The organism is Mesorhizobium sp. P160219, assembly GCF_057786095.1.
In genome coordinates, this window is sequence record NZ_JBYNWG010000001.1 from 1,226,286 (window position 1) to 1,251,689 (window position 25,404).

Below are 25,404 nucleotides of genomic sequence, written 5' to 3' on the forward strand. Positions count from 1 at the left end.
AATTACAGGATCGCTATCGGCAGCGCCGCATTAATAGCGCTTTTAAGAGTCGCGATCACGCCGTCGATGAACTTCTGAACCTGGGCAAGAATGATGTGGGACGTGTTTGCGATGCCCATAACCAGTAACAGGTGGGCATTCTGCACGTACATTTTCGCGTCTTTTTTTGTAATCTCGCCGGCAACGACGCCTGCAGCGATGTCGACCAGTGATTGCGCATAGGATTTAACGTACAGAGGCGCCGACTTCTGGATTTTGCCCCACGTCTCACCGCCGGTGGCGGCAGCTTGCGCCAATATTTGCTTCGCTAGATCGGCCATTTTGTCTCCTCCTTAAATCATGCTTTCTCGGGTTTATTCACGAGAAAGGTCTGGATCGCGCCCATAATGGAGGCTTGCAGGGTGCCGCCGAGAGCGTTCACTTCCGACTTGTTCAAGACGCCGTCATTCTCATGGGCGTAGTGCAGTTGGTCGACATAGAATTGAACCGCGTAGAGTTGGAACTCACGGCAATCGAAGCTCAGATAGTCGGGGGGCAGTTGCGTACGACTTGTCGCCACCGCCGCAAAGTCACGCAGAGTGGCATCTGTGGGGCACGCGACCATCGCTCTCGTCAATCTGGCCCTCTGCTCCAGCCGATCCAGCACATTGTAGGTCGACGCGTAGTAGGCCACTGTTTCCTTCGAAGAATAGCCTCGCTCACTACCCCCGGCTGAAGCGGCAGCCAAAAATGTTGAAGTGTCCTGTGATAGTTTGTTCAGCGTCTGATCAAACGTGATGTCATATGGCGATACAATCGCGACACATGCCGTAACAAAAAAAGAGAAAGTCAAGCAGGAAAAAGCCTGGGTCACATTCTTTGGTGTCATTTCCTACCCCCTACCAATGATAACTTATATTGCTCATTTCTAAATTAGCAAATCAAGCATAAATTTCTTGCAGTTGCGATCGTGGCTTGAATAATTCCTTTCAGGCCTCGGCTGTCGGCTCAAAGGAAGCAGTGGCCGCGCTTACCCTGCGGCCTATCGATGGCGTTCTGGCTGGGAAATGATGGCCTACTGGCATCACGGATCGGGTTGATTTACGCGCTGACGGCGATGATAATTTTCGCGAAATATCTGTTGCCAGGGAAGACCGATGCCCAACGGCACCATGATGCATCTTGCCGTTTCACCGATCCTCGACACTTCGCCGCAGAATGTGCCGGAATTCAATCGCCTTTCCAGCTTTGCGCAGAAGGCCGAAGCCGCCGGGCTGGACATGGTGCTGCTTGCCGATACCGCGACGGGTTCCGAAGACACACAAAACCAACTGGTAGCCTTCGAAGCGACGACCTTGCTGGCGGCGCTGGCGACGGTGACAAGTCGGATCGGCCTTGTCGCTGCAGCCTCGACGGTCGCTCACCAGCCGTACAATCTGGCGCGCCGTTTTGCTTCGCTCGACATCATCAGCCATGGCCGCGCCGGCTGGCACGCGACCATGGCGCAGGCGCCACGGGAAGCCGCCAATTTCAGCCGGCCGGATGGATTTTCCGACGATGTGTTCCGCCGCCGCACGCAGGAATACATCGGCATCGTTCAGCGCCTGTGGCAGGGCTGGGATGCCGACGCGCTGCTGTTCGACAAGATCGGCGGCCGCTTCCACGATCCCGAAAAAATGCACCTGCTCGACCACAAGGGCGAATTTTTCTCCGTGCGCGGGCCGCTGAACGTCGCGCGCTCGCCGCAGGATACGCCGGTGCTGGTGCTGTCCGGCCTGTCCGAGGCCGACCTGGATATGGCCGCCCGCACTGCCGATGTCGTCCTGCTGGACAGACCCACAAAGGACCCCAAGGCGCGCCATGACGATCTCAAGCGCCGCGTTGTGGCCTGCGGACGCGATCCGGGTGCGGTCAAGCTGCTGCTGAACGTTGGCGCAGATGTCGCTGCCAACGCGCTCGAAACATGGTTCAGCTCGCAAAGCTGCGACGGGTTCAACATCGCAATACCGCCTGCGGCGATTGACGGTTTCATCGGCCGCGTGCTGCCGGAATTGCAGCGCCGCGGCCTCGTCCACCCGGATTATCCCGGCACCACCTTGCGCTCTCATCTCAGACTTGCCGGAGGAGCGCAATGACCCGCCAGATGAAGCTTGGCGCCTTCCTGTGGGCGACGGGCCACCACATCGCCGCCTGGCGTCACCCCAAGGCGCATGTTACTGCAGGCATCGACATCGATCATTACATCCAGCTGGCGCGCACGGCGGAAGCGGCGAAGTTCGACATGGTGTTCTGCGAGGACGCCGCCGGTCTGCGCGAAGCCAATGTCGGCATCGCCAGGCAGACCTCACGCTCGATCGGCTTCGAGCCGATCAGCCTGCTGTCCGCGCTCGCCGTGCAGACCAGCCGCATCGGCCTCGTTTCGACGGCGTCGACCAGCTACAACGAGCCCTACGGCCTGGCGCGCACCTTTCTGTCGCTCGATCATCTGAGTGGTGGCCGGGCTGGCTGGAACCTGGTGACGTCGGCCAGCCCCATCGAAGCCGCCAATTTCGGCGCGACGGGCCTGAAACCGCATGCCGACCGCTACGAGCGGGCGCGCGAATTCGCCGAGGTGGTATCAGGACTTTGGCAAGGCAGTGGCTTTCACGGTCACAACGGCCAGAGCTTTTCGGTGCGCGACCCGCTCGACCTGCCGCGCTCGCCGCAGGGCGCGCCGGTGATGGTGCAGGCCGGCGCCTCGGATGTCGGCCGCGACCTTGCCGCCCGCACCGCCGACGTCGTGTTCACGGCGGCGCAGACCCTCGAGGAAGCCAAGGGCTTTTACGACAACCTCAAGGGCCGTATGGCTGCCTATGGGCGGGAACCCGACGACATCAAGATCATGCCCGGCGTCTCCCCGGTGGTGGCGGAAACCGAGGCCGAAGCGCGGGAGAAACAGGAGGAATTGCAGGCGCTGATCCCTGACGATGTCGGCGTGGCGCTGCTGTCCAGCTATCTCAGCATCTCCGATCTCGGGAGCTATCCGATCGACGGACCGATGCCCGAGCTGCCGGAGACCGAGGGCATGAAAAGCCGCCAGGCGCTGGTCATCGAACAATCGCGCCGCGACGGCCTGTCGATCCGCCAGCTTGCGCGCCATTTCGCCGGCGCACGTGGCCATTGGCGTATCGTCGGCACGCCGGCGCGGATCGCTGACGAATTGCAGGCGCGGTTCGAGGGCGGCGGCGCGGACGGCTTCAACGTCATGCCGTCATACTTCCCCGGCGAGCTCGATGCCTTTGCCACGCTGGTGGTGCCGGAACTGCAGCGACGCGGACTGTTCCGTCGGGAATACGAAGGCAGCACCTTGCGAGATCATCTTGGCCTGAAGCGGTCGGATAAAAAAGATTAGCCGGCTACCTCTTGGCCTTGCCGCGCCTGCTGGCTTACCGCCGGTGCCGCGCCGTGCGCGACCAGCGCCGTCATGATCTCGGCCGCGGCCAGCGCAGCTATGACCGGTGGGCGCTTGTCCTTGACCGCATCGCCGCCGATCGGCGAGACGAGGCGGGCGAACTCAGCCTCCGTGCCCTCAGCCGATTTCAGGAACCAGTTCCTGAACGTCGCTCTCTTGGTTTTCGAGCCGATCATGCCGACATAGGCCGCGTCGTCGCGCTTCAGCGCTTCGGCGACGATGAGGAAATCCAGCGCATGGTCGTGGGTGAGGATGGCGAAGGCGGTGCCGGCGGGGGCGTTTCGCACCTCGGCCTCGGGCATCGGCGTCAGCCGCGTCTCGACGGTTTCCGGCATGCCTTCCAGCGCTTCGGCCCGCGTCTCGATGACGACACCACGCACGGGAAGAAGTGCAACAGTCGAGGCCAGCGCCCGGCCGACATGGCCGCCGCCGAAGATATAGACATGCGGCAGGTGGGCTTCCTCGGCTTCTGCGGCCGCGATCAGCTCGGCAGTAAGCGCGGCATCGACGACACGGATCAAGACTTCGACGCGCCCGCCGCAGCACTGGCCGATCTCGGGGCCTAGCGGCACGTCAAGCGTGGCGCAGACTTCGTCGAAGCCGATGCGGGCTTCTTTACCCTCCCCCTTGTGGGGAGGGTCGGTGAGCGGACGCCGTGTGGCGGCGTCAGCGAAACGGGGTGGCTTGGCACGATCGTCCGCACCCCCACCCCGGCCGGCTTCGCCGGCCGACCCTCCCCACAAGGGGGAGGGTGAAGACCCCACCATCTGCCTCGCCTTGTCGATCGCGATGTACTCGAGCTGACCGCCGCCGATCGTGCCAAAAGTCGCCGCCTGCGAGACGAGCATGAAGGCGCCCTTCTCGCGGGGGGTCGAGCCCTTGGTACTGGCCACTTCGACCAAGGCAAACCGGTCGGCGCTGGCGAGAAAAGCTCTGAGGCTTTGCACTTTCGACTTCATATTTCGCATTCCCGTACGGGAAATATAGGGTTTTTCAGTCTGAATTGCACGTTTTGCCAGAATCCAGGTCAGAGTCAGGCGCTATTCTTGGCTTCACCCTTCAGCCGTTCGATCGCCATCAGCACCCGTTCTGGTGTTGCAGGAGCGTCGAGACGCGGACAGACCTTATGATCGGCCACACTTGCCACCGCGTCCGACAGCGCATGCAGCACAGACATGCCGAGCGGGAAGGGCGGTTCGCCGACCGCCTTGGAACGGTGCACCGTCGGCTCGTTGGCCTCCGGCCAGTCGGCCAGCGTGACGTTGAATATCTTCGGCCGGTCGGACGCGAGCGGGATCTTATAGGTCGACGGCGCGTGCGTGCGCAGCCGGCCCTTGTCGTCCCACCACAGTTCCTCCGTCGTCAGCCAGCCCATACCCTGGATGAAGCCGCCCTCGATCTGGCCGAGATCGATGGCGCGGTTCAGCGAGCGGCCGGTTTCATGCAATATGTCGGTGCGCTCGACGACATATTCGCCGGTCAGCGTGTCGACCGAGACTTCCGAGCACGAGGCGCCATAGGCGAAATAATAGAACGGACGGCCCTCGCCCTTGTCACGGTTCCAGTGGATTTTCGGCGTCTTGTAAAAACCCGCCGCCGACAGTTGGATGCGGGCCATATAGGCCTGCTTGACAAGGTCGGTGAAGGCGATCTCCTGGTTGCCGATGCGCACCCGGTTCGGCAGGAAAAGCACCTGCTCGCGCGGCACCTGGTATTTTTCGGCGGCGAAGTCGGTCAGCCGTTCCTTGATCTGGCGGGCGCCGTTCTGCGCCGCCATGCCGTTGAGGTCGGTGCCGGACGACGCCGCGGTGGCCGAAGTGTTGGGCACCTTGCCGGTGGTCGTCGCGGTGATCTTGACCTGGTCGAGGTCGATCTGGAACTCTTCCGCCACCACCTGCGCCACCTTGACGTAGAGGCCTTGCCCCATCTCGGTGCCGCCGTGATTCAGATGCACCGAACCGTCTGTGTAGACATGCACCAGCGCGCCGGCCTGGTTGTAGTGGGTGGCTGTGAAAGAGATGCCGAATTTGACCGGCGTCAGCGCCAGGCCGCGCTTGATGAAGCGGCTGTTGGCGTTGAAGGCCTGGATGATGCGGCGGCGCCCCGCATAGTCGGCGCTCGCCTCCAGCTCGGCGACGATGCGGTGGATGATGTTGTCCTCGACCGTCTGGTGATAAGGGGTGACGTTGCGGCCCCCGTCTTTATCACCACTGGTGCCATAAAAATTCTGCTTGCGGATTTCGAGCGGGTCCTTGCCGACGGCAAAGGCAACCTCGTCGATGACCCGTTCGGCGCCGACCATGCCCTGCGGGCCGCCGAAGCCGCGAAACGCCGTGTTCGACACGGTGTTGGTGTAAAGCGGCGCCGATTGCGCATGCACCGCCGGCCAGAAATAGGTGTTGTCGCAATGGAACAGCGCGCGGTCGGTGACCGGTCCGGACAGGTCCGAGGAAAAGCCGCAACGCGCCGCAAACATGAAATCGACGCCTAAAATGTTGCCGTCGTCGTCGAAGCCAACGTCGTAGTCGACAAGGAAATCATGGCGCTTGCCGGTGGCGATCATGTCGTCGTCGCGGTCGGGCCGGATTTTTACCGCGCGATGGTGTTTCTTGGCGGCGATCGCAGCCAATGCCGCAAACTGGTTGCCTTGCGTCTCCTTCCCGCCGAAGCCGCCACCCATGCGGCGGATTTCCACTGTGATGGCGTTGCTCGGCACGCCCAGCGCATGGCTGACCATATGCTGCACTTCGCTCGGATGCTGGGTCGAGGAATAGATGGTGACGTCCTGGTCCTCGCCGGGAATGGCCACGGCGATATGGCCTTCCAGATAGAAATGCTCCTGGCCGCCAATGCGCATCTTGCCCTTCAGCCGGCGCGGCGCCGCCTTGATCGCGGCGGCGGCATCGCCGCGCTTCAAGGTCAGTGGCGGCGTGACCAGCTTGTCCTTGCGGGGGTCGAGGTCGCCAATGTCGGTGACGAAAGGCAATGGACTGTATTCTATCTTGGCCAGCCGGGTGGCGCGGCGCGCCTGTTCGCGCGTCTTGGCAATGACGCAGAAGATCGGCTGACCATAAAACTGCACCTTGTCGTCGGCCAGCACCGGCTCGTCGTGTCGACCGGTCGGCGAAATGTCATTTTCGCCCGGAACGTCCTTGGCCGTCAGCACATCGACGACGCCCAGCGCCGCGCGCACCGCCGACAGATCCATTTTGCTGATCGTCGCATGCGTCGCCGTGGACAGGCCGAGGCAGCCATGCAGCATGCCCGCCGGTTCCGGCATATCGTCGATATAGACCGCGCTGCCGCTGACATGCTTGTGCGCGGAATCGTGGCGCTGGTCGGCGGCGACGCCACCGGAAATCTTCTGCGCCTTGAGATCTGGAGAGGCGTGCTTGTTCATCAGGCCGCCTCGTTGCGTGACACCTGGAACGGCGCCTTGCTGCCGCTGGTTTCGGCAAAAAAGCGCAGCAGCAGGTTCCTGGCCGCCAGCGCCCGGTATTCGGCCGATGCCCGCATATCGGTCAGCGGGGTGAAATCGCCGGCATATTCAGCCATGGCCGCTTCCACCGTTGTCTCCGTCCACGGCTTGCCGAGCAGCGCTTTTTCGACACCGAAAGCCCGCTTCGGGGTGGCCGCCATGCCGCCATAGGCGATGCATATATCGGCCACGGTTCCGTCCTTGGCCAAGTCGAGGAAAAAGGCGCCAAGGGCTGCGGTGATGTCCTCGTCGCGGCGCTTGGTGATCTTGTAGACGGCAAACTTCGTGCCCTTGGCCGGCACGGGAACGTGCACGGCCTCGACGAATTCGCCTGGCTGCCGGTCCTGCTTGCCATAGGCGATGAAGAAATCCTCGAGCGCGATGGTGCGCCGCTTCTTGGCGCGGCGCAGCGTCAGTTGCGCACCAAGCGCGATCAGGGGCGGCGGCGTGTCGCCGATCGGCGAGCCATTGGCGATGTTGCCGCCGATGGTGCCCATGTTTCGTACCTGTTCGCCGCCGATGCGGTCGAACAATGGCCCGAGCGCGGGGATGCGCTTGGCCAGTGTCGCGAAGGCGTCGGTGTAGGTAACGCCGGCTCCGATGGTGATGACGTCATTGTCTTCGGAGATCGCGCACAGCCCCTCGAGATTGCCGATGAAGACTACCGGTGAGATGTCGCGCATGTGCTTGGTGACCCACAGGCCGACGTCGGTCGAGCCGGCGACAACAGTGGCGTCGGGTTCCTTATCCAGTACAGCGGCGAAATCATCGGCGTTGGCCGGGACGACCAACCTCAGCTTGCCGGCGCCGATTTCGACGCGGGCACCGTCATGCATAGTCTCGAGCCTGGCGGTGATCGCCTTGCGCTCGGCCGCCAGCGGATCCTTCGCCGCCTTGCCGTAGCTGGAGATGGCACGCGCGGCGCGCATGATTGCCTCATAGCCGGTGCAGCGGCAAAGATTGCCTTGCAAGGCCTTCTCGATCGCCGCATTCGACGGGTCCGGCGACTTCATCCACAAGCCGTAGAGCGACATGACGAAGCCCGGCGTGCAGAAGCCGCATTGCGAAGCGTGGAAATCGACCATCGCCTGCTGCACCGGATGCAATTGGCCAGGCGCGCCGCGCAGATGCTCGACGGTGACGACATGGGTGCCGTCGAGCGAACCGAGGAAACGGATGCAGGCGTTGACGCTTTCATAAACCAGCTTGCCGGCGGACAATTTTCCGACCAGGACCGTGCAGGCGCCGCAATCGCCCTCGGCGCAGCCTTCCTTGGTGCCGCGCAGCGAGCGGTCGAGCCGCAGCCAGTCGAGCAAGGTCGCGTCGGGCGCCACCGACGACAGCGCGACATCCCTGCCATTGAGGATGAAGCGGATCTCGTTGCGTATTGTGATCTTGGCCATGCGTCAGCTCCCCCTGTAGGTCGAGTAGCCATAAGGAGAGATAAGCAACGGCACGTGATAATGCACGGATTCCGCCATGCCGAAGCGGATCGGCACACTGTCGAGGAAGGCCGGTTCCGGCAGTTTGGTGCCCTGGCCGCGTAGATAGTCACCGGCGGCGAACACCAGTTCGTATTCGCCGAGGCGGAATTCCGCTCCTGCCAGCAGCGGCGCATCGCAGCGGCCGTCGGCATTTGTGACGATGGTCTTCAAATGTATCCGCGCGTCGCTCTCAAGATGATAAAGCGCGATCGACAGGCCCGCCGCCGGCTTGCCGGTCGCGGTGTCGAGCACATGCGTCGTCAGACGTCCGCCATCGGCTCTCGACGTTTCTGCCACTGGCGCCTCCCATTTCCGATACAGCCGAACAAAGCAGTGAATTGTGCGCCAATTAAAGGCGATGCATAAGTCCCGGTCGAGCGGAGTGGCACAAAAACACTTTCAAAAATTTCGGGGGAATGCGCGAGCAACCCTTTCGACTATCCTGATCACAACTTCCGGCAGCGTCCGGCGGGGAGGGGCAATGCGTTACTCTAGAGACATGCGCGGCTACGGAGCCAATCCGCCGGATCCGAAATGGCCGGGCGGTGCGCATGTGGCCGTCCAATTCGTCGTCAACTACGAGGAAGGCGGCGAGAACTGCGTGCTGCACGGCGACAAGGCCTCGGAAGCCTTTCTGTCGGAAATCGTCGGCGCCGCGCCCTGGGTCGGCCAGCGCCACTGGAACATGGAATCGATCTACGAATATGGCGCGCGGGCAGGCTTCTGGCGGCTGCTGCGCCTGTTCAGCGAGGCGCAAGTGCCGGTGACCTGCTACGGGGTCGCCTCAGCATTAGCCCGGTCGCCCGACCAGGTGGCGGCGATGCAGGAGGCCGGCTGGGAAATGGCCTCGCACGGGCTGAAATGGATCGACTACCGCGACCACAGCGCCGAGGACGAGCGCCGCGACCTCGAAGCGGCGATCAAGCTGCACTACGAGGTGACGGGCCAACGGCCGACCGGCTGGTACACCGGCCGCACCTCGGTCAATACGGTGCGGTTGGTGGCCGAAGAGGGCGGCTTCGACTATGTGTCGGACACTTATGACGACGAACTGCCCTACTGGTTCGAGCACAGCGGCGGCGCGCAACTCGTCATCCCCTACACGCTCGATGCCAACGACATGCGTTTCGCCACGCCGCAGGGATTCAATTCCGGCGACCAGTTCTTCGCCTATTTGAAGGACAGTTTCGACACGCTCTATGCCGAGGGCAAAGCGGGCCGGCCGCGGATGATGAATATCGGCCTGCATTGCCGCCTCGTCGCACGTCCCGGGCGGGTGGCGGCGCTGAAGCGCTTCGTCGACTATGTCAGATCGCACGACAAGGTCTGGCTGGCACGGCGCATCGATATCGCCAGGCACTGGCAGGAGAACCACCCCTACCAGCCGGCGGCGCTCAAGCCGTCGAAGATGGCGTTCGAGACCTTCGTCGACACTTTCGGCGGCGTGTTCGAACATTCGCCCTGGATCGCCGAACGTGCCTATGAGCTGGAGCTTGGGCCGGCGCATGACAGCGCCGGCGGCCTGCACAATGCGCTCTGCCGCGTCTTCCGCGCCGCCAGCGAAACCGAGCGGATCGGCGTCCTCAACGCCCATCCCGATCTCGCTGGCAAACTGGCCGAAGCGAGACGCCTCACTGCGGAATCCACACGCGAGCAGGCCTCCGCCGGCCTCGACGCGCTGACCGACAAGGAGCGCGAGCTGTTTTCCAAGCTAAACGCCGCTTACGTCACCACCTTCGGCTTTCCCTTCATCATCGCGGTGCGGGGCAAGACCAAGGAGGAGATCCTCGCCGAGTTCGAGGCGCGCATCGGCAACAGCCGCGGCATCGAACTCGATACCGCCTGCAAACAGGTCGAGCGCATTGCGCTGCTCCGCCTGAAAGACATGCTCCCGCTCTAATGAAATGACTGAGGGGTCAGGACCCAATGGATATGATCAAGACTGACCAGAAAACCTATTACGCGCCGCATGGCGGCCATCCCGGCCAAAATGAGCTTTTGACCGGCCGCGCCGTCTTCACCGAAGCGTATGCCGTCATCCCCAAGGGGGTGATGCAGGACATCGTCACCAGCCCACTGCCGTTCTGGGACGAGACCAGGGCCTGGATCATCGCGAGGCCGCTGTCGGGCTTTGCTGAGACATTTTCGCAGTACATCGTCGAGATCCTGCCTGGCGGCGGCAGCGACCGGCCCGAGCCGGACGCCGGCGCCGAGGGCGTGCTGTTCGTGGTCGAGGGCGAGTTGACCGTTTCGCTGGCCGGCAAGAAGCACTTGCTTCAAGCCGGCGGTTTTGCCTTCCTGCCGCCGGCCAGCGGCTGGACGGTGCGCAACGAAGGTCGCGACGCCGTACGCTTCCACTGGATCAGGAAGGCCTATGAGGCCGTCGACGGCATCGGCGCGCCGGAAGCCCTGTTCAGCAGTGACCAGCAAGTGGCGCCGACGCCGATGCCCGGCACCGAGGGCCGCTGGGCGACGACCCGTTTCGTCGATCCGGCCGACATGCGCCACGACATGCATGTCACCATCGTCACGCTCGAGCCCGGCGCCGTCATCCCGTTTGCCGAGACGCATGTCATGGAGCACGGGCTCTATGTCTTGGAAGGCAAGGCGGTCTACCGCCTCAACCAGGACTGGGTCGAGGTCGAGGCCGGCGACTTCATGTGGCTGCGCGCCTTCTGCCCGCAGGCCTGCTACGCGGGCGGCCCAGGCAAATTCCGCTATCTCCTTTACAAGGACGTCAACCGGCACGCCAAGCTCGGCGGGGCGGGCATTGGCGGTCGCGCGCGGTGACCCGCATCACAGCGCGGCCGCTGACCCGCGAAAGCTTTGCCGGCTTCGGCGATGTCATCGACATGGGCGGCGGCAATCACTACCCGATCAATGGCGGCAAGACCGAGCGCTACCACAATCTCGCCACCGCTGAAGCCGCGGGACCGAATGCCTGCGTGCTGATCTCGATGGCGCGCGGCACGCCTTACGACCTGCCGCTGAAGCTGACCATGGTCGAGCGCCATCCCTTAGGCAGCCAGGCGTTCATCCCGCTGTCATCGCGGCCTTTCCTGGTCGTCGTCTGCCATGACGGCAAGGACGGTCCGGGCGAGCCGCACGCCTTCATCACCGCACCCGGGCAAGGCGTCAACTATCCGCGCAATCTCTGGCACGGCGTGCTGACGCCGCTCGGCGAAGCGCAGGATTTCGTCATCGTCGACCGCGGCGGTGACGGCTCCAACCTCGAAGAGTTCCATTTCTCGCACCCCTACGAAATCCATCTCCCCAACGAGACCTGAGAAATGACCGACATATCGCTGATCGACCGCCTGCTCGATGTCATCGAGCACGACATCGTGCCGAAAACGGCAGAGGGCGTGGCCCATGGGAACAAGCTGTTCGGCGCCGCCATCCTGCGGAAGGGCGACCGCTCGCTGGTGCTGGCCGAAACCAACAACGAGATGGAAAATCCGCTCTGGCATGGCGAGGTGCACTGCCTGAAGCGTTTCTATGAAATGCCGAAAGCCGAGCGCGTCGACACCAAGGACGCCATCTTCATCGCCACGCATGAGCCCTGCTCGCTCTGCCTGTCGGCGATCACCTGGACCGGCTTCGACAATTTCTACTACCTCTTCAGCCACGAGGATTCACGCGACAGCTTTGCGATCCCGCACGATCTGAAAATCCTGAAAGAGGTCTTCACTCTTGATCCCGGCGGCTACAATGCCGAGAACGCTTATTGGAAGAGTTTTTCCATTCGCAGGCTGGTGCGGGCGCTGCCCGAGGCCGAGCGCGGCCGGCTTGAGGCAAGGATCGGCAATATTTCCGCCCGCTACGACGAACTGTCCGGCGCTTATCAGGCGCGCAAGGCCGAAAACGACATTCCGCTGAACTGACGCGGATTGCCTAGCCTACCTTCGCGTTTTTCAGCACCTCGTTGATCCTGGCCTGCCAGCCCTTGCCGGTCGCCTTGAATTTACTGATGACATCCTGATCCAGACGGATGGACACGACTTGCTTAGGCTTCTCCACGGCTGGCCGGCCACGAGCACGCCTTATGCTCTCGAAAAGTTCTGGAAACACTTCCGCGAAAGGCCTGGCTTGCGCCAACTGTTCGTCTGTCGTCTCCGCATCGTCGGGATCATCAACAATTTGTCTTTGAATTTCCACTTCCTCCGCATCGGTAAGCGGTCGAACACGCGATTTAGGATTGTTCATATACTGACCTTTCCTTTCGGCTGGCACGGCGCATCGAGATCACCGAAATCGCCTCCGAACCAAGCGGCTGAAAATCACGGCCAGGATGATCTCTCCGAATTCGCCAATCGCCTTGAACCGGTCGGCCTTGGCTGGAAGGACGGTTGAAGTCGCAAAAAACTCAATATCGAGTTCGGCAAAATCGAGACCCCGGCTGTCCAGGTTCGTCACGCGCTTTGGCTCATCCCAAACGATTTTCAGGCGAAACCATCCTCATCACGTTGGGTTCAGTTAATAATTGTAATACATTAATTATAATCCTGCAACATCAGGGCAAAACAATCGGGCTACATATCGTGGCGTCGTCGCGGCGACACCGGCCGTCGCCCGTTTGACTTCATGACATGCCCGCTTCATGCGTCACTGACATCCTGGAGCATCGCATGAAAACCATCACCGAATTTCCCCGCAAGGTCATCGAATTCCCCGATATGGGCATCGTCATGCCGGATGGTTGCCGGCTGTCGGCGCGGGTGTGGATGCCGGACGATGCGAGCGAGGATCCGGTGCCGGCAATCCTTGAGCACCTGCCCTATCGCAAGCGCGACGGCACCATCTTTCGCGATCAACTGACGCATCCCTATTTTGCCGGCCACGGCTACGCCTCGATCCGCGTCGACATGCGCGGCAATGGCGATTCCGAAGGTCTGATGGACGACGAATATTCCGAGCAGGAATTGCAGGACGCCTGCGATGTGATTGCCTGGGCGGCAGCACAGCCCTGGTGCAACGGCAGTGTCGGCATGATGGGCATTTCCTGGGGTGGCTTCAACTGCCTGCAGGTGGCGGCCAAGCAGCCGCCGGCGCTGAAGGCGGTGATCAGCCTGTGCTCGACCGTCGACCGCTACGCCGATGACATCCACTACAAGGGCGGCTGCCTTTTGACGGAAAATTTCGGCTGGGCCTCGACCATGTTGTCCTATTCGTCGCGACCGCCGGATCCGCTGATTGCGGGCGACAACCGCTGGCGCGACCTCTGGCTGACGCGGCTGGAGAACCAGTCTTTCCTTCTGCCGCTTTGGCTCAGCCATCAGCATCGCGACGCCTATTGGAAACGCGGTTCGATCTGCGAGGATTTCTCCGCGGTCAAAGCCGCCGTGCTGTCGATCGGCGGCTGGCATGACGGCTACCGCAACACGATTTCGCATCTGGTCACCAACATCCAGGCGCCGGTGAAGGGCATTGTCGGGCCATGGATCCACAAATACCCGCATTATGCCGAACCCAAACCCGCCATCGGCTTCCTGCAGGAGGCGTTGCGCTGGTGGGACAGCTGGTTGAAGGGCGTCGACACCGGCGTCGAGGCCGACCCGGACTACCGCGCCTATGTCATGGACAGTGTGCGGCCGGCGCGCTGGCACCCGGAGCGGCCGGGCCGTTGGGTGGCCGAACAGGAATGGCCGTCTCCCAACATCAAGGTCGGGGCGATCGAACTCATTGCTGACGGCGTCAGGCCGGCGATCGTGGCGACCCCGCAAAGCTGCGGGCTCGCCGGCGGCGAATATTTTCCCTTCACCTTTGGCCCGGAACTGCCGGGCGACCAGCGCCCGGACGACGCGCTGTCCGTCTGCTTCGATCAGCCTGTGCTTGCCGAGGCACTCGACATCGTCGGCGCGCCGGAGCTTCTCATCCGGGTGTCGTCCGATCGCCCGCAGGCGAACATCGCGGTGCGGCTGTGCGACGTGCACCCGGACGGCGCCTCGGAACTGATCTCCTACGGCGTGCTTAACCTGACGCATCGCGCTTCGCACGAACAGCCGCAAGCGCTGGTGCCGGGCGAAACGGTTGCGGCGCGCGTTATTCTCGACCAGTGCGCCTACCGCGTGCCGGCCGGACACCGCCTGCGCATCGCGGTTTCCAATGCTTACTGGCCGATGATCTGGCCGTCGCCGGAGCCGGTGCGGCTCGACCTTTCAGCGGCGACGCTGAGGCTGCCGCTGCGCCCGCTCGCAAAAAGCGACGAGACTTCATTCCAGTCTCCCGAAGGCGCAACACCCTGGGCAACCGCGACAGTTCGTGCAGCGAATTCCGAGCGTCACGTCGATCGCGATGAGAAGACCGGCATCGTCACGCTCTCGATCACGGATGATTTCGGCGAAGTGCGCGATCTCGCGCATGGACTGGCCAATGGCAGCATTGCCCGCGAGAGCTGGACGATCCATCCCTACGACCCGCTGTCTGCCTCGGGCCGGACGCACTGGACGCAGACCTTGTCGCGAAACGGATGGTCGGTGCGCACCGAGACATCGGCTGAAATGCGCAGCGACGCGCAAAACTTCGTCGTCAGCGCCAGAATCGAAGCCTATGAGGGCGAAACGCTGGTTTTCGAACGCGATTTCGAAGAGACGATCCCGCGCGACCTGCTCTGAGCGTCCACGCGACTGGTCCAGTTGCGACGCACGATTTACGCCACGGCATGTCGCATTCCGTCTTGCTTACCGCTTTGCCTTCCGGTCAATATCCCTTTGGTAACAACAAGCAAAAAACGACCATAAGGTCGAACCAACAGAGTGAGGAACTCAAATGTCCAACGAACTCGAATATCTGAGCCGGCGCGTTGCGTCCGGCAAGCTGAGCCGTCGTGATTTCCTCGGCCGCGCCGCAGCACTCGGTGTCACAGCGCCCTTCGCCAATATGCTGCTTTCCAGTGCGGCTCGCGCGGAAGGCCCGGTCAAGGGCGGCACGCTGAAGGCCGGCCTCGTAGGCGGCGAATCCACGAACAGCCTGGACCCGGCTTTGTTCATGACGCAAGTGCCGTTCGCCTTTGGCAAGATGTGGGGCGAGCTGATCGTCGAGCTGTCCCCGGAAGGCAAACTCGAGAACCGCATCGCCGAAGAGATCGGCTCGTCGGACGACGCCAAGGTGTGGACGCTGAAAATCCGCGACGGCGTCGAATTCCACAACGGCAAGACGGTGACCGCTGAGGATGTGGCGGCAACCCTCGAGCGCCATTCCGATGAAAAATCGAAGTCCGGCGCACTGGGCTACATGAAAGGCATCGACAGCATCAAGGCGAGTGGCAAGGAAGTCGTCCTGACGCTGAAGGAGGCCAACGCCGACCTTCCCTATCTCCTCAGCGACTACCACCTCATCGTCCAGCCCAACGGCGGCAAGGACAAGGCGGATGCCGGCATCTCGGCAGGACCCTACAAGGTCACTACCAACGAGCCCGGCGTGCGCCATGGCGGCGAGCGCTTCGCCAATTACTGGCAGGCCGACAAGATGGGCCATGCCGACCAGATCGAGATCATCGTCATCAACGACGCGACCGCGCGCACGGCGGCCCTGCAGGGCGGCCAGGTCAACATGATCAACCGCGTCGAGCCGAAGATCGTCGACCTCATCAAGCGCGTACCGGGCGTCACCATCCGCAACCATGCCGGCCCCGGCCACTACGTCTTCATCATGCATTGCAACACCGCGCCCTTCGACAACAGCGACCTGCGCATGGCGCTGAAGCTCGCGATCGACCGCGAAGAGATGCTGAACAAGGTGCTGCGCGGCTACGGCTCGCTCGGCAACGACTTCCCGATCAATTCGTCCTATCCGCTGTTTTCCGAGATCGAGCAGCGCAAATATGATCCCGACAAGGCCAAGTTCCACTACAAGAAGTCGGGCCATGACGGCACCGTGCTGCTGCGCACCTCCGACGTCGCCTTCCCGGGCGCGGTCGACGCCTCGCAGCTCTTCCAGCAGAGCGCGGCCAAGGCCGGCATCAAGATCGAGCTCAAGCGCGAGCCCGGCGACGGCTACTGGAACGAGGTCTGGAACAAGCAGCCCTTCTGCGCCTCCTATTGGGGCGGCCGCTCGACCCAGGACCAGATGTACTCGACCGCCTATCTGTCGACCGCCGACTGGAACGACACCCGTTTCAAGCGTCCGGACTTCGACAAGCTGGTGCTGGCCGCACGCGCCGAACTCGACGAGACCAAGCGCAAGCAGTTGTACCACGACATGGCCGTGCTGGTGCGCGACGAGGGCGGCCTGATCCTGCCGATGTTCAATCAGTTCATCGATGCGACAGGCGCCAAGGTCGGCGGCTGGGTAGACGATCCGCATCAGGAGCTGATGAACGGCTACGCGCTGGCGAAGTGCTGGCTCGAAGCCTGAGCCCGGCTTTGCGGATATGTCCTCACCCGTCGTGAAACTTGTGGCCCAGCGCGTTGCGCTGGGCATCGTCCTCTTGCTGGCCGTTTCGGTCCTGATCTTCGCCGGCACCCAGATCCTGCCCGGCGACGTCGCGCAAGCCATTCTCGGACAGTCGGCGACGCCGGAATCGCTCGCCAATCTGCGCGAGCAGCTCGGCCTGAATCAGCCGGCTTACATCAGGTATTTCCATTGGCTAGGCGGTGTGCTCACCGGCGATCTTGGCACGGCGATGTCGAGCGGCCAGGATATTGCCACGTCGATCAAGGGGCGGCTGTGGAACACGCTGTTCCTCGCCTTCTGGGCTGCGATCGTGGCCGTGCCGCTGGCCATCATCCTCGGCCTGATCGCCGTGCGTTACCGCAATGGCTGGGTCGACAAGCTGATCTCCGGCCTGGCGCTCGCCTCGACATCTTTCCCGGAATTCTTCATCGGCTATGTGCTCGTCTATTTCTTTGCCGTGAAGTATCAATGGTTCCCGGCCATTTCCACGGTCTATGACGGCATGCCGTTCGGCGAGCGTATGCAGGCGATCGCGTTGCCGGCCGCCGCGCTGACGCTGGTTGTGCTGGCGCATATGATGCGCATGACCCGCGCGGCCATCCTCAACGTCATGCAGTCGGCCTATGTCGAGACGGCTGAACTGAAAGGCCTGTCGGCCTTCAACGTCATCCGCAAGCATGCTTTCCCCAACGCCATCGCGCCGATCATCAATGTCGTCATGCTCAACCTCGCCTACCTCATCGTCGGCGTCGTCGTGGTCGAGGTGATCTTCGTCTATCCCGGCATGGGGCAATATCTGGTCGACCACGTCACCAAGCGCGACGTGCCGGTGGTGCAGGCCGTCGGCCTGATCTTTGCCGCTGTCTACATCACTCTCAACATCATCGCGGACATCGGGGCGATTGTCGCCAATCCGCGCCTCAGACATCCGAAATAGGCGGCGGGCATGCTCGATATCAAACGCATCCCCATTCCCGCGCTGATTGGCATCGTACTGACGACGATGTTCGTCGTGGCGGCTGTCTTCGCGCCATGGATCGCACCACACGGCAATGCCGAGATTGTCAGCGACGTTCCTTGGGAACCGATGTCCGCAGCGCATTGGCTGGGCACCGACAATCTCGGCCGTGATCTTCTGTCGCGCATGATCTACGGCGCTCGCATCACGCTGTTCATTGCGGTGCTGGCAACCGCGCTGTCATTCTCGCTCGGCGCCATCCTCGGCTTTTCGGCGGCGGTGTTCGGCGGCTGGTTCGACACGCTGCTGTCGCGCCTTGTTGATCTGCTGATGTCGATCCCGACCCTGATCATGGCGCTCGTCGTGCTTTCGGTGCTGCCGACCAACCTGGTGACGCTGATCCTGGTGATGGGCGTCCTCGACTCGACCCGCGTCTACCGGCTGTCGCGCGCGGTGGCCGTCGACATCAACGTCATGGATTATGTCGAGGCCGCCAAGCTGCGGGGCGAAGGCAGCGGCTGGATCATCTTCCGCGAGATCCTGCCCAACGCGCTTTCGCCGCTGGTCTCGGAACTTGGTCTGCGCTTCATCTACGCGGTGCTGTTCTTGTCGACGCTGTCCTTTCTCGGCCTTGGCGTGCAACCCCCGGATGCCGACTGGGGCGGCATGGTCAAGGAAAACAAGGACGGCATCGTCTTTGGTATCGGGGCGGCACTCATCCCCGCCGCGGCGATCGCAGCACTGGCGATTTCGGTCAATCTGGTCGCCGACTGGGTGCTCAACCGCACGACAAGCCTGAAGGGAGGACGCGGGTGATGGCTGACACAAAAGCAAAGCCCGGCCTGCTGCTCGATATCCGCAATCTGCGCATCGAAGCGACAGTGTTTCCGCCCGGCGAGGCGCCGAAGAACATCGTTTTGGTCCACGATGTCTCGCTGACGCTGGAAAAGGGCAAGGTGCTCGGCCTGATCGGCGAGTCCGGCGCCGGCAAGTCGACCATCGGCCTGTCGTCGATGGGCTATGGCCGTGGCGGCGTGCGCATCACCGGCGGAGAGGTGCTGCTCAACGGCCGCGATATTCTCAAGGGCGGCAAGGAAGGTTTCCGCAAATTGCGCGGCCGCGAGGTCTGCTATGTCGCGCAGTCGGCGGCCGCGGCCTTCAATCCGGCGCACAAGCTGATGGACCAGGTGGTGGAAGCAACGCTGCTGCACGGCACGGCGACACGCGCCGAGGCCGAGAAACGTGCCGTGGCGTTGTTCAAGAAGCTCAGCCTGCCGAACCCCGAAATCATCGGCGAACGGTTCCCGCACCAGGTCTCCGGCGGCCAGTTGCAGCGCGTGATGACGGCTATGGCGCTGTGTTCGGAACCTGACCTGATCGTCTTCGACGAGCCGACCACGGCACTCGACGTGACGACGCAGATCGACGTGCTGGCGGCGATCAAGGACGCCATCCGCGACACCCATGTCGCGGCGCTCTACATTACCCACGATCTTGCCGTCGTCGCCCAGGTCTCGGACGAGATCATGGTGCTGCGCCATGGCAGGCTGGTCGAATGGGGCGGCACTCGCCAGATCATCAAGGAGCCGCGCCAGGAATACACCAATGCGCTGGTCTCGGTGCATGAGATCGAGCATGCCGAGCAGAAGCCCGGCGCCGCGCCGTTCCTGTCGGTCAAGAACGTCACCGCCGCTTACGGCGGCAGCCACGTCAAGGTGCTGAAGAACGTCTCGGTCGACATCTATCCGGGACAGACGCTGGCCGTCGTCGGTGAATCCGGCTCCGGCAAGTCGACGCTGGCGCGCGCCATCACCGGGCTGTTGCCGCCGGAAGAAGGCACCGTCACCTTCGACGGCAGGCCGCTCGCCAACAGGCTTGCCGACCGGCCGAAGGAGGATCTGCGGCAATTGCAGATGATCTACCAGATGGCCGACGTGGCGATGAACCCGCGCCAGACCGTCGGCACCATCATCGGCCGGCCGCTGGAATTCTACTTCGGCATACGCGGCCGCGAGCGCGACAAGCGCGTCGCCGAACTGCTCGACGAGATCGAGATGGGCAAGGGCTTTCTCGATCGTTATCCGGCCGAACTCTCCGGAGGCCAGAAACAGCGCGTCTGTATCGCCCGCTCGCTCGCCGCCAAGCCCAAGCTGATCATCTGCGACGAGGTGACATCGGCGCTCGACCCGCTGGTGGCCAACGGCATTCTCAAGCTGCTGCTCAACCTGCAGCAGCACGAGAAGGTCGCCTACCTCTTCATCACCCACGATCTGGCGACGGTGAAGTCGATCGCCGATTCGATCGCGGTGATGTATCGCGGCGAGGTGGTGCGCTATGGCGCCAAGAGCAAGGTGCTGACGCCGCCCTTCGACGCCTATACCGACCTGCTGCTGTCGTCCGTTCCCGAGATGGAGATCGGCTGGCTGGAAAAGGCGATCAAGGGACGGCGCATGGCGAGCGCGGGGAACTAGTAGGGAATTCGCGGCCTTTGTCGCGAAAACTTCCTTCAACGGCAAAAGCTTTCCGGAGCCGCCCATGGCGCTCAAGACCAAACTGCTGCTCATCATTCTCGACGGCGTGCCCTACCGGAACTGGCGCCGGCTGATGGGCAATCTCGAGGGCTGGGTGCAGTCGGGCGAGGCGCAGGTGTGGAAGATGCGCTCGGTGCTGCCGTCGACCTCGGCCTGCTGCTATGCCTCGATCCACACCGGGGTTTCGCCGCAGGAGCACGGCATCCTGTCCAACGAGAACCGTTTTCTCGTCAACAAGCCGGATATTTTCTCCGAGGTCAGCAAGGCCGGCGGCAAGACCGGCGCAGTGACGCATTCCTACTGGTCGGAATTCTTTCGTTCCTATCCGTTCGATCTGGTCGAGGACATGGAGTATGACGAGCCCAACGGACCGATCGCGCATGGCCGCTTCCACACCATGACCGGCTACAATGCCCGCAACCAGATGACGCCAAGCGATGTCGATTTGTTTGCGACGCTGACCATGCTGACCCGACGCCATGCCATCGACTACGGTATCCTGCACACCTGCACTCTGGATTCGATGGGCCATCGCTTCGGCCATGACTGCCACGAAATGGACCATGCCTGCTATGCGATGGACGGCATGCTGGCAGCCTTCCTGCCGGGCTGGCGGCAGGCCGGTTACGAGGTGATCGTAACCGCCGACCACGGCCAGACAGACCGCGGCCATCATGGCGGCCATGACGACGAAATGCAGGATTTCGCGCTGTATTATTTCGGAGCCGGCAAAGGGCCGGATCCGGACACGCTGCTTGATCAACTGCAACTGGCGCCGACGGTGCTGAAGCGGCTGGGTGTGCCGGTGCCGGAGACCATGAAGGCTAAGCCTTTCTTGAACTGACGGAGGTCGTCGCTGAGCCAAACGTTCGCTACCCCCCTCCCAGTCAATATACGGGGAGAGGGGTAAGGGTGAGGGGCAGCGCTAACATCAAACATAAATACCCCAACGCCGGCGCGGGCCTTCATGGTTGTGTGCGTCAAGTTCTGCAAAATGGGGCGGCCATGATGCTGGTCATGCGGCTTGGCGCAGAGCGAGCTTCTTGTGCTCGCGCAGGTCGTCCATGTTGATGTATCGGTTGGCCTCCATCCAGTTTTCGTTGGTCTCGACGGCCAAGGCCCTGACCAGGCGCAGGCAGCTTTCGGTGTTGGGGAAGATGCGCACGACATAGGTGCGCCGGCGGATTTCCTCGTTGAGCCGCTCCAGCATGTTGGTGGATTTAAGATGCTTGTGGTGCTGTCTCGGCAGCCTGAAGAAGGTCAGGGTTTGTTCGATGGCATCCTCGGCCCAGCCTGTCAGGCGCGGATAGCGTGCCGACCATTTGGCAAGCCATGCGGCAAGATCAGCCCTGGCCTCTGCGAGATCGCGCCGGTCGTAGAGCCAGCGCAATTCCTGCAGGCAGTCGTCGCCGTGCTTCCTCGGCAGATGATCGAGCGCGTTCCTGAGGAAGTGCACGTAGCAGCGTTGCCAGGCGTTTTCGGGGATCACCTCGCCGATCGCTGCCACCAGGCCGGCGTGATCGTCGGACACAACCAACTCGACGCCCTTGAGGCCGACGAGGAAGTCCCTCCAGGCCGAGCGGCTCTCGCGATTGGCCATCTCCACGGCCAGGATCTGGCGCCTTCCGTCCCAGTCGATACCGACCGCGATCAGCACCGCCTGGCTCATGACAACACCGGCTTCACGCACTTCTCGTAGCGCGCATCGAGGATGAGGTAAGGAAACGGCTCTTGAAGGGGGCGCCTGGCAAAGGCAGCGAGGCTCTCGTCCAGCCGCTTGTTGATGGCCGAGATCGACGAGGCCGAGAAGGCATGGCCGCACAGTTCTTCCGTGATCGCCTTCACCTTGCGGGTCGACACGCCCTGGACATACATCTCCGCCAGTGTCGCCACCAAGGCCCGCTCGGAACGCTGGTAGCGCTCGAACAGCTCGGTGGAGAAGCGGCCGGCCCGGTCCTGCGGAACCCGCAGCTCGAGCTTGCCGACCCGCGTCACAAGGGTACGGCCGTAATAGCCCGAGCGATAGCCAAGCCGTTCGGGCGTGCGCTCGCTCTTCGAGGCACCCAGCGCCTCGTCCATCTCGGCCTCAAGCACCTCCTGCATCACCGCACGGAGCACTTCGTGCAATCCATCCGGGTTCGAAAGCAAAATGTCTTTGACGGCAGCGCTGGCGGTCTTAACTTCAGTCTTGGTCATGGTGGCGTTCCTTCGCGGGAATCAGGTGACGTGAACAATCACCAGCCTGCCATGACCGCCCCCTCTCAGCGAATTTGCAGAACTCTCAGCACACTACCGCCCCTCATCCGGCTGCCGCCACCTTCTCCCCGTATAGTGACGGGGAGAAGGGAGACACTCTGGCAACACTCACCTTCTTCGGTTAGCTTCGCCAAAATTCCTTGGCGGAAGGATGAACCTTTTTGAACCGATCGGCGACAGAGCAGACAGGAGCCAGGCGGCTCGACCGGCCATGACGGCAGCGACCGAGACTGATCGCGCGCTTGTCGACCGGGTCGCGAAGGGCGACCGTGCCGCTGTTCGGCTGCTGTTCATGCGTCACCACGCGCGGGTCTACCGCTTCGTGGTGCGCCAGACGGGATCGGAAATGATGGCCGACGATATCGCAAACGAGGTCTTTCTTGAGCTGTGGCGCCAGGCGCCCGGTTTCGAAGGGCGCTCGGAAGTCTCGACATGGCTGCTCGGCATCGCCCGCTTCAAGGCGCTGTCGATGCTGCGCAAGAAAAAAGAAGACTGGATCGATGACGACGATGCGGCGCAGGTTCCCGATGGCGCCGACACGCCGGAAGTCGCCACCATGAAGGAAGACAAGGGCGCCGCCTTGCGGCGCTTCGTCGATGCCTTGCCGGAGGAACACCGCTCGGTGGTCGACCTTGCCTATTACCATGGACAGTCGGTGACGGAGATCGGCGAGGTGCTCGGCATCCCGGTCGCCACCGTCAAGACCCGAATGTTCTACGCCCGCAAGAAACTCGGCGAAGCCCTCAAGGCCGCCGGTTACGACAGGGGGTGGCCATGAGCAATCCTGAAGATATGAGCGCCGCTGAAAAAATGTCACGCCGTGACGAAATGGAAACGCTGCTGCCGTTCTACCTGAACGGCTCGCTGGAAGGCTCGGACCTCGAAGCCGTCGAGGAATGGCTGGCGAGCGATCCGGCGGCGATGGCGGCGCTTGGCGAGGCTGAGGCGGAATTCTCCGGCGCCACCGCCGCCAACGAGGCGATCCGGCCACCGGCCGATGCGCTCAGCCGCTTTGCCAGGGCGCTCGACGCCGAAGCCGGACCGGTCCGCGCTCCCGCGGGCCGTTCCTGGCTGGCGCAGGCACTCGGCCGGTTCACGGCGATGCCGGCCACGGTCGCCTGGGCGGCAGCGGCGGTGCTGCTGGCGTTGGTCGTGGTGCAGTCCTACGTGCAGACCGGCGGCAAGAGCCATGATTTCGAGATTGCCGGCGCCGAGGATGATCTGGCGAAACTGCCGTTCGCGCTGGTCAAGTTCAAGCCGGATGCGAAGATGTCCGACATCGCTGTCTTCCTCGACCAGAACGCGCTGAAGATCGCCGGCGGGCCGGCCGCCTCGGGCGTCTTCCGCATTGCCATCCCGGTCAAGACCGGAGGAGACTACACCAGGCTCGTCGGCCTTATTGCCGCCCAGCCGTTCGCGGAGACTGTGATCGAGGGAAGGAAACCGGTTGATGGCAGCTAGGGCGGTCATTCGATTTGCGGCGATCCTGGTGGCGGCGACGACAATCGTCGCCGTGCCGGCGTCGGCGCAGACCAATGATCCCAATGCCGGCCGGGCCGACTGCACCGACGCGGCCGGAGCGGCGGCTGCCGACTGCCCGAAAGACGGCAATGAGGCCAACGTCGGCGGCGAACCAGGCGCAGTTACCCTTCCGGCCCTGATCGTCGACCTGTTTCCCAACCCACCGGCTCCCGTAGCGCCCGTGCCGACGCCGCGGCCGTCAGCGCCGCCTGCCGACACGCAGGCCGGGCCACCCGCCGGCGGGGCGATCGTTTCGCCGACCGATCTTGTCGCGACCGCGCCGCGCCGTGCCATCGCCGGCGAGTTCGTGCCCGACGAGGTGCTGGTGACCGTCGACGGCGATGCCGGCGCCGTCCAGCAGATCGCCGCCTCCTTCGGCCTTGAAGTGCGCTCGCAGCGCCAGTCGCGGCTGCTCGGCACCACGCTGGTGCGCTTCGGCATTCCCGACGGCCGCCCGGTCGGCGCCGTGCTGGCGCAGCTGGCCGCCGATGGCCGCACCCTGCGGCGCGAGCCAAACCATATCTATTCGCTGCAGCAGGCGGCCGGCATCGTCAACTATGCCTTCGAGCGCATTCAGCTCGACAACAAGCAAGCCAGTGGCGAAAACGTGCGCATCGCCGTCATCGACACCGGCATAGACGACACCAATCCGGCGCTGACCGGCGTCATTGCCGACCAGTTCGACGCCATGCCCAACGTGCCGGTCGAAAAGCGTGACCACGGTACCTCGGTCGACGGGCTGATCGCCGGCGTCGGCGCGCTCGAAGGCATGGCGCCCGGCGCCAGGATCTATCACGCCCGCGCCTTCGAGGACGGCAGGTCGACCATGGATGTCATCCTGTCGGCGCTCGACTGGGCGGCGGACCAGAATGTCAGCATCATCAATATGAGTTTCGTCGGCCCCAAGAACGATCTGCTCGCCACCGCCTGCCGCAATGCGCGCGGGCTCGGCATCATCCTGGTCGCTGCTGCCGGCAACAACGGGCCGAAAGCGCCCTATGGCTACCCCGCCGCCTATGACGGCGTGATCGCGGTCACCGCCACCGACGCCAAGGACGGGCTGATGCAGCAGGCCAATCGCGGCGCTTATGTCTTCATCTCGGCGCCCGGCGTCGAGATGGTGGCGCCGAGCGGCGCCGGCTCTGACGTCGTCACCGGCACCTCGTTTGCCGCCGCGATCGTGTCCGGCGCTATCGCCAATTTGATCCACGCTTCACCCGAGCGCTCCGCCGACGACATCGAAAAGGCGCTGGCCGCCACCGCCAGGGATCTCGGTCCGAAGGGACGGGACAATGATTTCGGTTATGGGCTGCTGGATACGAAGGCGGCGGCGAACAAGTAAACCGGGCGAA

22 protein-coding genes and 2 pseudogenes are annotated in these 25,404 nt (G+C 63.0%); 15 read left to right on the forward strand and 9 right to left on the reverse strand.

Annotated elements, in window-relative coordinates; genetic code table 11:
- Positions 1 to 2: 2 nt before the first annotated feature.
- Together AC3EMP_RS06155 and AC3EMP_RS06160 are read right to left on the reverse strand one after the other, a co-directional pair.
- Positions 3 to 320 (reverse strand): hypothetical protein, encoded by a 318-nt coding sequence (locus tag AC3EMP_RS06155; RefSeq protein WP_352496978.1) that lies wholly within the window; start codon positions 318 to 320, stop codon positions 3 to 5.
- A 17-nt stretch (positions 321 to 337) separates the two neighbouring features.
- Positions 338 to 868 (reverse strand): hypothetical protein, encoded by a 531-nt coding sequence (locus AC3EMP_RS06160; protein ID WP_352496977.1) that lies wholly within the window; start codon positions 866 to 868, stop codon positions 338 to 340.
- Positions 869 to 1,136: 268 nt separating this feature from the next.
- Here AC3EMP_RS06160 and AC3EMP_RS06165 point away from each other — a divergent pair, with 268 nt between their 5' ends.
- Both AC3EMP_RS06165 and AC3EMP_RS06170 read left to right on the forward strand, forming a co-directional pair.
- Positions 1,137 to 2,114, forward strand: coding sequence for an LLM class flavin-dependent oxidoreductase (locus tag AC3EMP_RS06165; protein WP_352710712.1), 978 nt, complete (start codon positions 1,137 to 1,139; stop codon positions 2,112 to 2,114).
- Positions 2,111 to 3,370, forward strand: a complete 1,260-nt coding sequence (locus AC3EMP_RS06170) for an LLM class flavin-dependent oxidoreductase (protein WP_352710714.1) — start codon at positions 2,111 to 2,113, stop codon at positions 3,368 to 3,370. The genes AC3EMP_RS06165 and AC3EMP_RS06170 overlap by 4 nt, the downstream gene beginning before the upstream one ends.
- On the opposite strand, the gene xdhC is transcribed toward AC3EMP_RS06170, so the two are convergent.
- From xdhC to uraH, 4 genes are all read right to left on the reverse strand, one after another.
- A complete protein-coding gene (gene xdhC, locus AC3EMP_RS06175; protein WP_023823873.1) occupies positions 3,367 to 4,389 on the reverse strand; it encodes a xanthine dehydrogenase accessory protein XdhC in 1,023 nt (340 codons plus the stop codon). The two genes, AC3EMP_RS06170 and xdhC, sit on opposite strands and share 4 nt — an antisense overlap.
- Positions 4,390 to 4,463: 74 nt before the next feature.
- Positions 4,464 to 6,830, reverse strand: a complete 2,367-nt coding sequence (gene xdhB / locus AC3EMP_RS06180; RefSeq protein ID WP_352713687.1) for a xanthine dehydrogenase molybdopterin binding subunit — start codon at positions 6,828 to 6,830, stop codon at positions 4,464 to 4,466.
- Complete coding sequence (gene xdhA / locus AC3EMP_RS06185; RefSeq protein ID WP_352713690.1) at positions 6,830 to 8,311, reverse strand: xanthine dehydrogenase small subunit; 1,482 nt, start codon at positions 8,309 to 8,311, stop codon at positions 6,830 to 6,832. The genes xdhB and xdhA overlap by 1 nt, the downstream gene beginning before the upstream one ends.
- Before the next feature lie 3 nt (positions 8,312 to 8,314).
- Positions 8,315 to 8,689, reverse strand: coding sequence for a hydroxyisourate hydrolase (gene uraH / locus AC3EMP_RS06190; RefSeq protein ID WP_023683492.1), 375 nt, complete (start codon positions 8,687 to 8,689; stop codon positions 8,315 to 8,317).
- A gap of 184 nt (positions 8,690 to 8,873) precedes the next feature.
- On the opposite strand from uraH, the gene puuE reads away from it, so the two are divergent.
- Genes puuE through AC3EMP_RS06210 form a run of 4 tightly spaced genes read left to right on the forward strand, consistent with a single transcriptional unit; the run spans position 8,874 to position 12,276 of the window.
- Entirely contained in the window at positions 8,874 to 10,292 is a 1,419-nt protein-coding gene (gene puuE, locus AC3EMP_RS06195; RefSeq protein ID WP_352713693.1) for an allantoinase PuuE, read from the forward strand.
- 32 nt (positions 10,293 to 10,324) lie between these two features.
- Positions 10,325 to 11,182, forward strand: a complete 858-nt coding sequence (locus AC3EMP_RS06200) for a bifunctional allantoicase/(S)-ureidoglycine aminohydrolase (RefSeq protein WP_488494594.1) — start codon at positions 10,325 to 10,327, stop codon at positions 11,180 to 11,182.
- Entirely contained in the window at positions 11,179 to 11,679 is a 501-nt protein-coding gene (locus AC3EMP_RS06205) for an ureidoglycolate lyase (protein WP_352713697.1), read from the forward strand. The genes AC3EMP_RS06200 and AC3EMP_RS06205 overlap by 4 nt, the downstream gene beginning before the upstream one ends.
- A 3-nt stretch (positions 11,680 to 11,682) precedes the next feature.
- On the forward strand, positions 11,683 to 12,276 hold the full coding sequence (locus tag AC3EMP_RS06210; protein ID WP_023683488.1) for a nucleoside deaminase: 594 nt from the start codon (positions 11,683 to 11,685) through the stop codon (positions 12,274 to 12,276).
- Between the two features lie 10 nt (positions 12,277 to 12,286).
- Here AC3EMP_RS06210 and AC3EMP_RS06215 read toward each other — a convergent pair whose 3' ends face one another.
- Complete coding sequence (locus AC3EMP_RS06215; protein ID WP_023671384.1) at positions 12,287 to 12,598, reverse strand: BrnA antitoxin family protein; 312 nt, start codon at positions 12,596 to 12,598, stop codon at positions 12,287 to 12,289.
- Positions 12,585 to 12,838: pseudogene (locus AC3EMP_RS06220) on the reverse strand (BrnT family toxin). The gene AC3EMP_RS06215 and the pseudogene AC3EMP_RS06220 overlap by 14 nt, the downstream one beginning before the upstream one ends.
- Positions 12,839 to 13,020: 182 nt before the next feature.
- On the opposite strand from AC3EMP_RS06220, the gene AC3EMP_RS06225 reads away from it, so the two are divergent.
- The 6 genes from AC3EMP_RS06225 (at position 13,021) to AC3EMP_RS06250 (ending at position 21,119) form a co-directional block, all read left to right on the forward strand.
- Positions 13,021 to 15,006, forward strand: coding sequence for a CocE/NonD family hydrolase (locus tag AC3EMP_RS06225; RefSeq protein WP_352713699.1), 1,986 nt, complete (start codon positions 13,021 to 13,023; stop codon positions 15,004 to 15,006).
- 154 nt (positions 15,007 to 15,160) lie between these two features.
- Positions 15,161 to 16,747: an ABC transporter substrate-binding protein gene (locus AC3EMP_RS06230; protein WP_352713701.1), complete on the forward strand. Its 1,587-nt coding sequence runs from the start codon at positions 15,161 to 15,163 to the stop codon at positions 16,745 to 16,747.
- 16 nt (positions 16,748 to 16,763) lie between these two features.
- Positions 16,764 to 17,723, forward strand: a complete 960-nt coding sequence (locus AC3EMP_RS06235; RefSeq protein WP_352713704.1) for an ABC transporter permease — start codon at positions 16,764 to 16,766, stop codon at positions 17,721 to 17,723.
- A 9-nt stretch (positions 17,724 to 17,732) separates the two neighbouring features.
- Positions 17,733 to 18,560 carry an ABC transporter permease gene (locus AC3EMP_RS06240; RefSeq protein ID WP_023703637.1) on the forward strand — a complete coding sequence of 276 codons (828 nt, stop codon included), beginning with the start codon at positions 17,733 to 17,735 and terminating at the stop codon, positions 18,558 to 18,560.
- On the forward strand, positions 18,560 to 20,215 hold the full coding sequence (locus AC3EMP_RS06245) for an ABC transporter ATP-binding protein (RefSeq protein WP_023671390.1): 1,656 nt from the start codon (positions 18,560 to 18,562) through the stop codon (positions 20,213 to 20,215). The genes AC3EMP_RS06240 and AC3EMP_RS06245 overlap by 1 nt, the downstream gene beginning before the upstream one ends.
- Positions 20,216 to 20,279: 64 nt before the next feature.
- Complete coding sequence (locus AC3EMP_RS06250; protein WP_352652416.1) at positions 20,280 to 21,119, forward strand: alkaline phosphatase family protein; 840 nt, start codon at positions 20,280 to 20,282, stop codon at positions 21,117 to 21,119.
- A 171-nt stretch (positions 21,120 to 21,290) separates the two neighbouring features.
- Here AC3EMP_RS06250 and AC3EMP_RS06255 read toward each other — a convergent pair.
- Positions 21,291 to 22,471, reverse strand: a pseudogene (locus tag AC3EMP_RS06255) (IS256 family transposase).
- Between the two features lie 271 nt (positions 22,472 to 22,742).
- Here AC3EMP_RS06255 and AC3EMP_RS06260 point away from each other — a divergent pair.
- Genes AC3EMP_RS06260 through AC3EMP_RS06270 form a run of 3 tightly spaced genes read left to right on the forward strand, consistent with a single transcriptional unit; the run spans position 22,743 to position 25,394 of the window.
- Positions 22,743 to 23,309, forward strand: coding sequence for a sigma-70 family RNA polymerase sigma factor (locus AC3EMP_RS06260; RefSeq protein ID WP_023725917.1), 567 nt, complete (start codon positions 22,743 to 22,745; stop codon positions 23,307 to 23,309).
- 14 nt (positions 23,310 to 23,323) lie between these two features.
- The gene (locus tag AC3EMP_RS06265) at positions 23,324 to 23,992 is read left to right on the forward strand and encodes a hypothetical protein (protein ID WP_023715514.1); all 669 of its coding nucleotides are present in this window, start codon (positions 23,324 to 23,326) and stop codon (positions 23,990 to 23,992) included.
- Positions 23,982 to 25,394 carry a S8 family serine peptidase gene (locus AC3EMP_RS06270; RefSeq protein WP_352514617.1) on the forward strand — a complete coding sequence of 471 codons (1,413 nt, stop codon included), beginning with the start codon at positions 23,982 to 23,984 and terminating at the stop codon, positions 25,392 to 25,394. The genes AC3EMP_RS06265 and AC3EMP_RS06270 overlap by 11 nt, the downstream gene beginning before the upstream one ends.
- The last annotated feature ends 10 nt before the right edge of the window (positions 25,395 to 25,404 follow it).